Genomic DNA, 12,008 nt, shown 5'->3' with positions numbered 1-12,008 from the left:
AAGGTCATGCTAATCTCTGAGAAAAACGGCAGAAAATATCTTGCTAAGATTCCAAAAAGAGCCCATAGGATGATTGAGTTGTTTCCGGAGGCATTACCTATGGGTTAAAAATGCGGAGTTTCGGTTAGTAATATAATGCGAGGGATGACTATTATGTAGCATACTCCTCATTCCTGATGCTACATTACTTTCAATAAAAGGTATGCCCACTACTTCCCCAAGCCGAATATCAGTACTCTGCATCTCATCCCTGACAGAATAATAGACAATTCTTTTTAACCTTTTCCAAATTTTCTGGCATCTGGGAAATCGAGTATGCGGTAAAATCCCGTGCTATAACCTTCTCTTTTCTTTTATTCAGTGACTCTATAAACTTTATCGCCTTCTCTGACTCTTTCTTTTATCTTTATTCCCACCGATAGGCCAGCAGATGCTTCCTCAATTTTTTTTCTGTCTATTTCCATTGAATCTACGATTTGTTCAAAGTCGGTTGTTGCCCCAAGTACATGTATTTTGTCCCCTATTTTCAATTTCCCTCTCGTCAATTTTATTGCAGCCACACTTATCTTTGTGAAGTAATGTTCTACTATACCCACTTCTTCTTCCATAAATTTAAATCAAAATGCCGTATTTATAGTAAACGCCCTGCCCTTATCCCCTCCTTCCATTCAATATTATTATTCCTCCTCCTATCAAGTACATTATTATGCTTGCCGTTATATTCGCAAAAAGCCCGAATACATAGGCAAGAAACATGAACAGTGCTTTGGCAGGTTTGATGTCTATAGCACATTCGGCAGATTTCATCAGGGACACAATATCCGGGGAGAATACATAGAATGCAATAAATGCCAAAAGAAGTATTACTAGTTCCATAATAACCTTATCACATCTCGGCATTGCATATTGTTATCGCCCGACTGTATTTATATACCTATCCTTTTAAAATCACATTATTCCGCCAGGGTCAATATCTCGCACCCGTCTTTTTTAACAAGTAATGTATGCTCTGTCTGGGCAACAACCCCGCCTTTTACTTCAACGAGTTTTTTGTATGGATATATGAATTTCCTCCTCAGTAAAAATGCAAGCGTCATGTTAATTCTGTCTTTCCCAACTATTTCCCCCATCCACCTGCTGGCAAACGGCAGCCCGTCGAATCTTTTTCTCATCTCCCCAATAATTTTTCCTTTTCCCTTGCGTGCTATTTGGTATATATTCCCGTTTTCACGGTCTACAACATATCCATTCCCATCGGTTACAAATGGCTCTATTGCTATCACCTCCCCTGCCTTTAACTTTCTCCTATTAGTGTTTGAGACATTTGGAATAGACAGTCCTGCATGAAGGTTATACCTTTCTAGTGAATGACCCTGCAGGTTTTTTACAGGATTAAGTCCGTATGACCTTATTTTTTTCTCGATGGCATTTCCTATTTCCGAAACGCTCACCCCTTCCCTTACAAGCCCTATAGCTTCCTGCAACGCTTCCTCGGATGTTTTTATAATATGTTCGTTTTCACTGCTTCCCACCTCTACCGTCAATGCTGCATCGCCTATATATCCGTTAACATGGGAGCCCGCATCAATTTTCACAACATCTCCTTTCCCGAAGCGAAGGCCATCACTAAAAGAAGGTGTGTAGTGGGCAGCCACCTCGTTTACTGATATGTTCACGGGAAATGAAATGCCTGCTTTTATTCTTATCATCTTTTCTATTTTCTCAGCCACATCTAGGTATCTTACCTCTTCCTTTACCATCTTCGCTCCGGCGGAAAGTGCCTGCCCAAGTATTTTTCCTGCCTCCCTGTATTGCTCATGTATTTCATTCATAAAATCTCTCCGTTTTTATTGCACCTTCCCTAATAATTTTAATGTCGCCGCCTGATACATCGACAATAGTGGACGGAACGCCATTCAATTTCCCCCCATCGATATATAGTTCCACATTATCACCGAGCTGCTTTTTTGCAGTTCCTATATCTGAAGGAGCCGTGCCATTGTGAATGTTTGCACTCGTTGCGGTTATCGGCCCTGCAAGTGAAGTAATTTCTAAAGCAATGGGATTGTCAGGTATTCTCACCGCTATTTTATCACCCGCCACAATTTCGTTTACTACCTTTTTCTTTTCAAGCACAATTGTTATTGCCCCAGGCATAAATTTTTCTGCAATTTTTTTTGCTGTACTGTTCATAACGGCAATATCATTTATACCCTCCACATTGCTGACAGCTACAGGCAAATAAAATTCTAGGGGCCTTTTCTTAATTTTATAGACTTTTCTTACTGCGTCTGGTTTAAAAATACTTGCCCCGAGGGCGTATAGCGTGTCAGTTGGATAGACGACAAGTCCACCTTCACTGAGCACTTTTATAGCCTTATTTATAATATCATTCATTTTTCTTCAGCAAATCCCCGATGGTGAATCTCTTTACATTCCTTTTCTTCAAAACTGCCTGCTTTACATCCTGAAAGAGAACTATACCGAGTACCTTCTCAAGTTTTTTTGCTTTTTCATCGGGAGGACGGAGTTCCTGGTTTTCTATTTTTGATATCGCTGTCGTCCTTTCGCCCACCAGTGCCCCGAGTTCCTGCCTGCTCAATCCGTGCTCCTCTCTCGCCTTTCTGATTCTCGCCCCCCAATCCGGCACAATTTCTTTATCCATTTTTTTGAATATATCTTTTCCATAATACTCCTTTCTGGATGGAGATACGACCGGTGATACCTTTCCTTTGCTCACGGGCACGGCTTTTCCATATGCCACGCACGAACTGCACACCAGCATTTCTGTTCCTTCTATGATGACTCTCCTCAGCCTATCCTCTTCCTTACCGCAAAGTTCGCATCTCATATACAAGCAATATACTTTATGAATAAGAATTTATCGGGCTACCCCACAGGCTCATAGTAATATTCACCGGTTGCTTTCTGTTCACGGTCGAGACGTGAATCCAATTTATTTACTCTTGGACGATTGCTTTCCTCATCTCTTCTGAATGTTATTTCGAGTTCTTTCAAAAATATGTTCATGCCCGTTCGCAGGTCAAATGGCCCCATTCCTCTGCCTTTTGTCTCTGCCTCTCCAGTAAAGACCATCAATGACTGGCTGACCATGTCTATGAAATAAACATCGTGGTCAACCACCAGGGCTGCAACACCCTCTTTATCCATAACTCTGTTTATCACTTTTGCCACGTTCATTCGCTGTGTCGAGTCCAGGTAAGCAGACGGCTCGTCAATCAAATATATATCGGCCTCTCTTGAAAGGCAAAGCGATATTGCCACCGTCTGCAGTTCTCCCCCTGACAGATCCTTGAGCTTTTTATAATAATAATTTTCCACTCCCAGGGGCATTATGATCTCCTTTTCATAAAACGGGTTCAGTGATTTGCTTTTCATGAATATCTCCCTTACCGTGCCTTCGACTGGCCTGACATATTGGGGTTTGTAACTTACCTTTACCTCAGAATCTATCTCTCCTTCCGTAGGTTCGATGACGCCGGCGAGCATTTTCACAAATGTTGTTTTTCCAATAGCGTTCGGTCCGACAACCCCGACAACTTCACTTTCATGTATCTCTCCCTCTTCGGTTTCAAGTTTGAAATTATCAAAAGTTTTCTTTAATTTATTGAACGTCAGCAGGGTATTCAACGACTTTTTCTCCCTCGGAGGATGGATCTCAAATTTTATCTCCTCCCCGAATCTTATGTTTTCCTCCTTGAGATAGCCAGACAGGTAAAGGTTTATCCCATGCCTCACGGATTTCGGCTGGGTTACGATGCCGTACACGCCTTTCTTTCCATATATCAGGTAGATAATATCAGCAAGGAAATCCAGGACAGCAAGGTCGTGTTCAACAACAATAACCATCTTATCTTCTGCAAGGCTGCGAATGGCCTTTGCCATTTTAATGCGGCAATTTATATCCAGATATGACGACGGTTCATCAAAAAAGTAAATGTCTGCATCTTTCGCCGTTGTTGATGCAATTGCCACTTTTTGCAAGCCCCCCCCTGATAACTCATTCATTCTTCTGTCGGTTATTCCTTCCAGTTCAAATTTTTTTATTATCCCGGCACTATCAACAATGTCCATTACCTTGCTATCAGCCAAAGCAAGTTGATCCACATACTGAGATTTAAAAGCCACTTCAATGCTGCCAGAAAATACATCCTTCATATAATTATACATCTCCGTGCCCCTCCAGTATTCAAGCTCATCTACTGAAAACTGAGACTGCCATTTCCCCAGATTGGGTTTAAGCTCCCCGGAAAGAATTTTTATTGCAGTGGTTTTGCCTATTCCATTTTGTCCGAGTATACCCACGACCTTTCCTTTTTTTGGTACAGGAAGACGGAAAAGACGAAATTCATTCTCACCAAACTGATGTATCAAATCCACTTCCAATTCATCCGCCAAGTTCTCAATATGTATAGCATTGAAAGGGCATTTGCGGACGCATATGCCGCACCCAACACAAAGTTCTTCGGATATGATTGGCTTACCCGTTTTCTCGTCCATAACTATTGTCTCATCCCCGCTCCTCACCCGCGGACAGTATCTCATGCATTCCTGGGAACACTTTTTTGGGTAGCATCTATCCCTCTCAAGAACTGCGATTCTCATTTTTCCACCTTGCGTATCCAACTATTTTATCCAGTGATTTTATCGCCCTGACCGGCTCCTCCAATAAAGGGATGCCGTGCTTCATCATTTCCACTTCCTGTCCCCCGCCTATTGATACTGCCACTATCGGTTTCTTATGCTCGAGTTTTTTTACGCCCTCATACAATTTATTCAATGAGTCTGTAAGAGGCGCATCCTGAAAAACAAAAAACGGCATGATGATATCTATGTTGATATCGTTTTCCATTGCTCTTATACCTTCAAGGAAATGTTCTGCCCTTGCACTCCCTGTAAGATCCAGAGGATTCGATAAGATTGCGAACGATGGCAATTTCTCCGAAATCATGTTTCTGCCCAATTCCGGCAGGCTGAGATTTTTTGAATTATATATGTGGTCGGCTGCGATAACACATGGGCCTGCACCATTTGTTATTATGCCCACTTTCCCGCCGTGGGGCAGGGGTTGTGTCGCAATTATCCTTATTATGTCATAAAATTCCTCGAAACTGTCCGCAGTTACAGCTCCGTACTGCCTGGCAGCTCCTTTGAATATGTTATAGTTTGTTGCCATAGCCCCCGTATGCAGGGCGGCAGCATTTTCCCCGAGAGGAGTTCTGCCAGATTTTAATATGATGACAGGCTTGTCGGGCAGTTCCTCAAAAAATTTCCTGCCGTTCTTTATGCTTTCCATATAAATGGCTATTACGTCGGTATCGTCATCCTTTTCGAGATATTTCATCATATCAATTTCATCCACATCAGCCCTGTTGCCGTATGAAACAAATTTTGATATTCCCATGTTGCCCGCAAATTTTTCCAGCAGCCCGATTCCTATCGTTCCGGATTGCGTCAATATTGCCACATTCCCATATTCTGGCAAGCCCATGCCTTTCTGAAAGAAGGTATTGAATCCGTTTTTTGCGTTATATATTCCGATGCAGTTCGGGCCTATTATACGCATCCCATGTCTTTTTGCGGCTTTCACCATTTTTTCTTCCATCTCTTTGTTTCCCACTTCTTTAAATCCGCCGGATATGATGACCATGGCCCTTATTCCCTTTTTTCTGCAATCCTCGACAACATCAAGAATTTTGCCCGAAGGTGTGGCAACAACAGCAAGGTTAACTCTTTCCTTTATGGAGCTTACCGATGGATAACATTTCACTCCCAGGATATTTTCTGCGCTGGGATTTACAGGATAAACTTTCTTCTGGGACGAAAGAACATTTTTCAATATTTCATAGCCTATTTTCCCCGGGCGGGAGGAAGCCCCAACTATCGCTACTCCCACAGGATCAAAAAATTCATCCATGTAAGATTATTCTTCTCCTACCACTATTACGTCTCTCACAGATTTTACTGATTCAAATGGAAACAGCAGATACCCCTTTTCATTCTGATGATAAAGGCGAGGGTCTATCTTATCAGAGGGCTCTACAAGGATATCCTCCAGTTTCCCCGTTCTCTCGTCAACAGTTATGTTGCGAAGCGTCCCGAGATACATGCCCTCATCGCTCATAACTTTTTTACCTCTCAAGTCATTCTCCATTACCTTCATTTTTCCACCTTTTTGAATATGCATCTGCTTTTTTAACTTTTCTTTTTTGCAATCATTAATTCCCATTGTGTATATATTATTTGGGTCTGCCTCCATCTTTGCTTCAGTCCAGCTCTTCCTACATATTTTATTGTCAGAATTAAAGCAGCAAGCACCAAATCTATGCATAGAATAATGAAAAGCCAACAGAAACATTTAAAAGAGATGCCTATATTTTACTTAATGGGGATAAAGAAAATACTTGAGGGATACGATAAAAACAACATTTCCATTGCAACGGTGTGCTCTCACTCTTCCCTGCAAATTTTTAATGGGGCCAGAAAAGAAGGCTTCAACAGCGTAGGGATAGCAATAAAATCTCCGCCCCGTTTTTATGATTGCTTTCCTCTGGGCAGGCCAGATGAATTTCTCGTAATCGACGACTACAAAAAAATGAATGATTATGCCCCAAAACTTCAGGAAAAGAACGCAGTGATAGTTCCCCATGGCTCCTTCGTTGAATATATGGGTGCGAAAAATTTTGAAAAGCTTGAGCTGCCGATATTCGGAAACAGGGATGTCCTTGAATGGGAATCTGATAGGGATAAAGAGAGGGAATGGCTTGAGGGAGCGGGGCTTGAAATGCCGAAGATTGTTGAAGATCCGAGGGACATATCGGTTCCCATCATCGTAAAATATCACGGGGCAAAAGGTGGAAAAGGCTTTTTTATCGCAAAGAACTATCAGGATTTTAAGAAAAAGGTAGATAGAGAGAAACCATACATCGTTCAGGAATTTTTGGTGGGAACACGCTACTATATCCATTATTTTTACTCTCCCATTCTAAAGGAAGGGTATAGGGTGGGAAAAGGAACACTGCAGGTTCTGTCAGTGGACAGGAGAGATGAAACAAATATTGACGAGGCGCACCGCCTGGGTTCCATTTCAGAACTGGAGGACATGGGCATCAAGCCGGCATTTGTCGTAACTGGAAATATTCCAATCGTCATGCGTGAGTCTCTTCTCCAGAAAGTTTTTGACATGGGGGAAAAAGTCGTCAAAAAATCCTATGAACTTTTTGGGGGGGTAATCGGCCCGTTCTGCCTTGAAACTGTTGTGACGGAGGAGCTTGCTTTCAAAGTTTTTGAGATATCAGCAAGAATCGTAGCAGGAACAAATTTTTATATCTCTGGTTCCCCTTATGCCGACCTAATTCAGCCTGACTTATCTACAGGACAGAGAATATCACAGGAAATAAAAATGGCTATAGAGGAAGAAAAACTCGAGGAAATCATAACATAGCCTTCTAAAAATGCCGTAGAGCTCCACAAAGGGGACAAGTTATTTATAGCGTCATCTCAATTTTGTTGAAATGATAAAGGAAGCAAGTTTCTGGCATGGAAATGGTAAAATAAAATGTTACCTCTGTCCCCATGGATGTGTCATTCCAAAAGGAAAGAGGGGAATATGCGGCGTAAGAGAGAACAGAGATGGAAAGTTATATACCCTCATACATTCATTGTGCTCGTCCGTTTATCCGGATCCAATAGAAAAAAAACCCCTTTTCCATTTTCATCCAGGCACGACTGCCCTTTCTCTAGGTACCGTGGGATGCAACCTTAAATGCTTATATTGCCAGAATTACACAATCTCACAGGCAAAACCAGAGGATCACATCCTGACAGACGTCCCTCCAGAAGAGGCGGTAAAAAAAGCGAAGGAATATGGGTGTGAGGGGATAGCATGGACATATAATGAGCCGACGATATGGTGGGAGTATACTTATGATTCTGCAAAAATTGCCAAGAGAGAAGGGCTGTACACCGTATATGTTACCAACGGCTTTGCAGGTAAAGATGCAATAAAAGAAATTTCTCCTTATCTGGATGCGGCAAATGTTGATATAAAGGCTATGAATGAAGAATTTTACAAAAAAATTTGTAAGGCAAGGCTTCAGCCAGTTCTGGATGCATGCAAGATGTATAAAGAGATGGAAGTGCATCTGGAAATCACTTATCTTGTAATCCCAGGCCGTAACGATTCCGAAAAAGAAATTAAAAAATTCTCTAAATGGGTTATCGATGAAATTGGTAATGGTACACCTACGCATTTTTCTGCTTTTTACCCCCATTACAGAATGATGGATGTTCCACCGACTCCAATGAAAACATTGCTCAGGGCATATGATATTGCAAAAAGTGAAGGCCTTGATTATATTTACATTGGAAATGTTCCTCATGGGCAGTACGAAAATACTTTTTGTCCTGCATGCGAAAATAAAATAATAGAAAGATATGGTTTTTCAGCAAAAATAGTCGGACTGAAAGATGGCAAATGTACCAAATGCGGAAAAAAAATGGGCATAATAGTATAGTTCATTGCCAGATAAATAATTTTTGCAGAAGGGGAGTCAGGGCAAAAACCCGGCCGTAAAGGATATATCAGGCCTATTCCCGATCATGTTGATGAGGAGGTTGATTTGATTCCTTTCATTTCCTGTGGAACTCGGGTATGACGGAAAAATTGTGGCAGCTGGCACAAAGGACATACGGATTGAAAGATAAACTAAATTGCCAGCATATCAACTGTAGTGATTTTATACTCAATCATTCCATCCTTGTCATCGTGGAGACCAGTGTTTCCGTCATCACTTCCGTCTGATGAACCTGGCTGCTCCCGGCCAACATCGTCTGTGCCCAGATAGTAATTTATTTCAAGATAATAACCAGATTTATCCTTTGAAGGATCGACCCCATTAATGTCCAACAACTCTTCTCTTATTGTGTCCTTATCATACATCTCAATCCTGATTTTATACGACGGTTTATCATCAGAAACATTGTATTGGATGCTCCAGTTTACATCGTAAACTCTGTCTATTTCCAGTTCCTCTGGTTCATCTGGTACCTCGCCTATAAATTCATCGTCAATATAAATTTTAAAGAAGATTTCTCCTGGATCTTTCATACCAAGAAGATCCACTGGATCCTTTATCCGCAGAGTTTCTATGATTACCTGTATGCCTGCATCACACCTCGGAATAAGGTCTAGTCCATCTGGAACACCGTCGCCATCGGTATCTGGATTGTGGGGATCGGTATCGCGTTTATATTCTTCAAAGTTGATTAGACCATCTTCATCAGGATCTTCATTACGATCATTTGGGTCATTGGGATTTAGATTATTTTCTGTTTCCCAGGAGTCGGGCATACCGTCTCCATCAGAGTCGGGTTTGTGGTTATTTGCGGGCACACTTTTATAGATGATTGGCGCTGCGATAATGGCAACGATAATCAGAAGGGCGAAAATGAATATGGCAATTAAAATCTTTTCAGGCTTGACTTTTTTTTCAGATGGTTCTTCCAATAGGGCACCGCATGCCTTGCACTTATCTGCATCATCTGGATTTTTCTCGCCGCATATCGGGCACTTTATAGCCATAATACTTACAAGTTAATCTATATGGCACTTAAAAATTTATTTATTCGCCTATGTTAAAAAAGACTTTCCTAATTCGAGGGTAAAGATTCCTGTCGAAAGGAAAGGAACTCAGCAAAAAGTTGAGAAAAGAAAGAGTTATTGCCGAACAATAGAAGGATGAAAAAGGATTTTCACCACAGTCTGGGGGCTGTTCTCCTCACCTCCTGGTAATGCGGGTAATGCACAGTTAAAGACGAGGTGTTCAAAAAATTTTTATATCCAGGACACCATGAATGATGCCAGGCGCGTAAGACTTTACCTCTTTTTCTTTCAGCAACTCTGCCGTCCTTCCAAAATTATGGGCAACGCTTTTCACATCACTAAATGGCACTTCAGGAAAAGAATTTTTGGGGCAATTCATATGGTAGTGTATTATTCCCCCATCCGTTTTCAATATTTTCATGGCATACGGAAGAAATTCCTTTGATTGCAGATAGCCCATTAAAATTCGATTGGCAATCCCGCGCGGGGCAACTTTCCTGCAGTCACCATGCAACCCTGCCATGTTTTGTTCCACACCATTCAATTCTATATTTTTTTTGAGATAATGATATGCTGCTGGATTTATTTCACACGCATAAACTTTCACTTTTGAATACACGGCCATTGGAATTGAAAAATATCCGATGCCAGCGAACATGTCAACAACCGTTTCTCCCTCATTGCCGATGTATGCCATCCTTATCCTTTCATCCACATTGCCAGAAGAAAACATGATTTTTGAAACGTCTAACTTAAATTTTATTTTATTCTCCACATGTATGGTCTCTGTGTTTTCGTCCCCATAGATATGTTTTACCATCGGTTCTCTTTTTATGCCGGTTATGCCGCCCATGTCCTCCAAAACGGCCCTGCATTTCAAAACTTCGGCATAAATTTTTGAAACCTCCTCCTTTCTATCAATTTTGCCTGAGAATTTTAGAACAAGGATATCTCCTATTTTTTCCCATTTTTTCGGGAGTATGGCAATCTCATCTGTTGATAAAATCTTCTTTGCCTCTTTTTTTATTTTTTTAAACGGAATGTCGTGCCCTCTATTAATCACACGCTCTTGCTCTTTTAAAGAGAAAGGAAACGGAAAAAAAGTTATTTCATTTTTTACAGGTATTTCCACTTTATTTCCTTCCCTCCATACTCTCCTTGTATCGTCCAGGAAATTATTCTCAAGTAAAAATTTTATTGCCCTATCTGCATATTTTTTCTCAACTGCTACGGCAACATTTTCCACAGAAAGAAAAGCCTGTAAGGATAAAAAAGGTTTTGGATTGCCATCAGTCAAAAAGTATTTGTTAACTACTCTGGGTCAACATTCTGCTTTTCTTTGCATTTTATTCATTCTTGCAAAATCTGTGAGAAAATCGTAAAGTATATATAGCCGAGTAACCCAATAATTATACATGAGTATTGTAACTTTGGAAGACCTAGCAATTGCAATATCAAACCGTATAAATATCAATGTGGAATCTGCAATGGGAGATGCAAATTTTGTTATGGACTTGTTTGGATACGAGGATAGAATAATAGATAACGTGCTGGAGCCGGAGGATAGACAGCTATTCTATATACTCGAAGAAGAGGGCATGCTTATTACGGAGAGAGAAGAGACGACCATTTACGATGGTAGAACATGGAGAACCCATTATTGGTTCATAAATAAAGAAACGATTTTAAGTTACAAGGAAGGAAAAGAAGGAAAAGATAAAAAAAGTAAGGAGAAAAAAAATACCACAGAAGTATATGAGGAGATACCGGATGAAATGTGGTTTTTAAGATAACTAAATCTCTTCACCTTCCAGTATTCTCTTCACAATATCTCTGAATCCTTCAAATCCAACCGGTCTGGCTATCACCCCTTTCGCACCTGCATCTTTCAACTCTTCTGACCATTCTGTCCCGAAGTAAGCCGTAAAGCCATATACGCTCGCTTTCGGGTCCATGTTGATTATTCTCTTTGTTGTTTCTACACCATCTATGCCTGGCAATTTTAAATCCATTACAACCAACTCTGGTTTTCTTTTTTTGTCCAGTAGCTCCCTATATAGTGTTACACCCTCTTCCCCGCTCAAGGCCTGGTAAATCTCAACATTAAGTGGAGAGAGATATTCCTTTATAAGCTCCTGTATGGGCTCCTCATCTTCAACAACCAGTATAATACTCATATTATCACTCAAACTATGCCCAATGCAGTTTTTCTAAATAACAACGCATATATAAAGCTATTGTTTATGCCAGTAGATAAGAATGCTTTGAAAAAGTAGTCAAAAAATGAAAAAAGCCATAAGCAGACCGGAAAAATGATTTGAGAAATGATCTGCAGGATTCAACAAAATTTTGAATACGCCTTCCCACTTTTTTATTTACCTTC

At 40.8% G+C, this 12,008-nt stretch carries 14 protein-coding genes; 3 read left to right on the top strand and 11 right to left on the bottom strand.

Annotated elements, in window-relative coordinates:
• Window positions 1–353: 353 nt before the first annotated feature.
• The 8 genes from U9O96_01785 to U9O96_01750 all read right to left on the bottom strand — a co-directional run bounded on the left by U9O96_01785 (window position 354) and on the right by U9O96_01750 (window position 6,184).
• Window positions 354–608, bottom strand: a complete 255-nt coding sequence (locus U9O96_01785) for a translation elongation factor-like protein (GenBank protein MEA2053838.1) — start codon at window positions 606–608, stop codon at window positions 354–356.
• Window positions 609–651: 43 nt separating this feature from the next.
• Window positions 652–876 carry a hypothetical protein gene (locus U9O96_01780; protein ID MEA2053837.1) on the bottom strand — a complete coding sequence of 75 codons (225 nt, stop codon included), beginning with the start codon at window positions 874–876 and terminating at the stop codon, window positions 652–654.
• Window positions 877–953: 77 nt separating this feature from the next.
• A complete protein-coding gene (map, locus tag U9O96_01775) occupies window positions 954–1,832 on the bottom strand; it encodes a type II methionyl aminopeptidase (GenBank protein MEA2053836.1) in 879 nt (292 codons plus the stop codon).
• Window positions 1,825–2,397 (bottom strand): L-threonylcarbamoyladenylate synthase, encoded by a 573-nt coding sequence (locus U9O96_01770; protein ID MEA2053835.1) that lies wholly within the window; start codon window positions 2,395–2,397, stop codon window positions 1,825–1,827. The genes map and U9O96_01770 overlap by 8 nt, the downstream gene beginning before the upstream one ends.
• Window positions 2,390–2,851 carry a multiprotein bridging factor aMBF1 gene (locus tag U9O96_01765; GenBank protein ID MEA2053834.1) on the bottom strand — a complete coding sequence of 154 codons (462 nt, stop codon included), beginning with the start codon at window positions 2,849–2,851 and terminating at the stop codon, window positions 2,390–2,392. The genes U9O96_01770 and U9O96_01765 overlap by 8 nt, the downstream gene beginning before the upstream one ends.
• A 38-nt stretch (window positions 2,852–2,889) precedes the next feature.
• Complete coding sequence (locus U9O96_01760) at window positions 2,890–4,626, bottom strand: ribosome biogenesis/translation initiation ATPase RLI (protein MEA2053833.1); 1,737 nt, start codon at window positions 4,624–4,626, stop codon at window positions 2,890–2,892.
• The gene (locus tag U9O96_01755) at window positions 4,607–5,938 is read right to left on the bottom strand and encodes a CoA-binding protein (protein ID MEA2053832.1); all 1,332 of its coding nucleotides are present in this window, start codon (window positions 5,936–5,938) and stop codon (window positions 4,607–4,609) included. Before U9O96_01755 ends, U9O96_01760 begins: the two co-directional genes overlap by 20 nt.
• 6 nt (window positions 5,939–5,944) lie before the next feature.
• On the bottom strand, window positions 5,945–6,184 hold the full coding sequence (locus tag U9O96_01750) for a PRC-barrel domain-containing protein (GenBank protein ID MEA2053831.1): 240 nt from the start codon (window positions 6,182–6,184) through the stop codon (window positions 5,945–5,947).
• Between the two features lie 222 nt (window positions 6,185–6,406).
• Between U9O96_01750 and U9O96_01745 the strand changes: the two genes are divergently transcribed.
• On the top strand, window positions 6,407–7,465 hold the full coding sequence (locus U9O96_01745) for a formate--phosphoribosylaminoimidazolecarboxamide ligase (protein ID MEA2053830.1): 1,059 nt from the start codon (window positions 6,407–6,409) through the stop codon (window positions 7,463–7,465).
• A gap of 70 nt (window positions 7,466–7,535) precedes the next feature.
• Window positions 7,536–8,537: an AmmeMemoRadiSam system radical SAM enzyme gene (amrS, locus tag U9O96_01740; GenBank protein MEA2053829.1), complete on the top strand. Its 1,002-nt coding sequence runs from the start codon at window positions 7,536–7,538 to the stop codon at window positions 8,535–8,537.
• Window positions 8,538–8,728: 191 nt separating this feature from the next.
• Here the strand turns inward: amrS and U9O96_01735 are convergent, their stop codons facing one another.
• A complete protein-coding gene (locus tag U9O96_01735) occupies window positions 8,729–9,604 on the bottom strand; it encodes a hypothetical protein (protein MEA2053828.1) in 876 nt (291 codons plus the stop codon).
• 241 nt (window positions 9,605–9,845) lie between these two features.
• A complete protein-coding gene (locus U9O96_01730) occupies window positions 9,846–10,871 on the bottom strand; it encodes a class I SAM-dependent methyltransferase family protein (protein ID MEA2053827.1) in 1,026 nt (341 codons plus the stop codon).
• A 169-nt stretch (window positions 10,872–11,040) separates the two neighbouring features.
• Between U9O96_01730 and U9O96_01725 the strand changes: the two genes are divergently transcribed.
• On the top strand, window positions 11,041–11,418 hold the full coding sequence (locus U9O96_01725; protein MEA2053826.1) for a DUF6015 family protein: 378 nt from the start codon (window positions 11,041–11,043) through the stop codon (window positions 11,416–11,418).
• Here U9O96_01725 and U9O96_01720 read toward each other — a convergent pair whose 3' ends face one another.
• A complete protein-coding gene (locus tag U9O96_01720; protein MEA2053825.1) occupies window positions 11,419–11,802 on the bottom strand; it encodes a response regulator in 384 nt (127 codons plus the stop codon).
• Between the last annotated feature and the right edge of the window lie 206 nt (window positions 11,803–12,008).

It is taken from the genome of Candidatus Thermoplasmatota archaeon, from assembly GCA_034660695.1.
In the GTDB taxonomy this organism is placed as follows: Archaea; Thermoplasmatota; E2; order UBA202; family DSCA01; genus JAYEJS01.
This window is presented reverse-complemented; position numbering and strand designations above follow the sequence as displayed.

What these genes read in the sequence shown, in the direction of transcription:
- U9O96_01745 (MEA2053830.1), top strand. Translation starts at nt 6,407, where the DNA reads ATGGGGATAAAGAAAATACTTGAGGGATACGATAAAAACAACATTTCC.
- U9O96_01750 (MEA2053831.1), bottom strand. Translation starts at nt 6,184, where the DNA reads ATGAAGGTAATGGAGAATGACTTGAGAGGTAAAAAAGTTATGAGCGAT.
- amrS (MEA2053829.1), top strand. Translation starts at nt 7,536, where the DNA reads ATGATAAAGGAAGCAAGTTTCTGGCATGGAAATGGTAAAATAAAATGT.
- U9O96_01765 (MEA2053834.1), bottom strand. Translation starts at nt 2,851, where the DNA reads ATGAGATGCGAACTTTGCGGTAAGGAAGAGGATAGGCTGAGGAGAGTC.
- map (MEA2053836.1), bottom strand. Translation starts at nt 1,832, where the DNA reads ATGAATGAAATACATGAGCAATACAGGGAGGCAGGAAAAATACTTGGG.
- U9O96_01780 (MEA2053837.1), bottom strand. Translation starts at nt 876, where the DNA reads ATGGAACTAGTAATACTTCTTTTGGCATTTATTGCATTCTATGTATTC.
- U9O96_01720 (MEA2053825.1), bottom strand. Translation starts at nt 11,802, where the DNA reads ATGAGTATTATACTGGTTGTTGAAGATGAGGAGCCCATACAGGAGCTT.
- U9O96_01735 (MEA2053828.1), bottom strand. Translation starts at nt 9,604, where the DNA reads ATGGCTATAAAGTGCCCGATATGCGGCGAGAAAAATCCAGATGATGCA.
- U9O96_01770 (MEA2053835.1), bottom strand. Translation starts at nt 2,397, where the DNA reads ATGAATGATATTATAAATAAGGCTATAAAAGTGCTCAGTGAAGGTGGA.
- U9O96_01760 (MEA2053833.1), bottom strand. Translation starts at nt 4,626, where the DNA reads ATGAGAATCGCAGTTCTTGAGAGGGATAGATGCTACCCAAAAAAGTGT.
- U9O96_01755 (MEA2053832.1), bottom strand. Translation starts at nt 5,938, where the DNA reads ATGGATGAATTTTTTGATCCTGTGGGAGTAGCGATAGTTGGGGCTTCC.
- U9O96_01785 (MEA2053838.1), bottom strand. Translation starts at nt 608, where the DNA reads ATGGAAGAAGAAGTGGGTATAGTAGAACATTACTTCACAAAGATAAGT.
- U9O96_01725 (MEA2053826.1), top strand. Translation starts at nt 11,041, where the DNA reads ATGAGTATTGTAACTTTGGAAGACCTAGCAATTGCAATATCAAACCGT.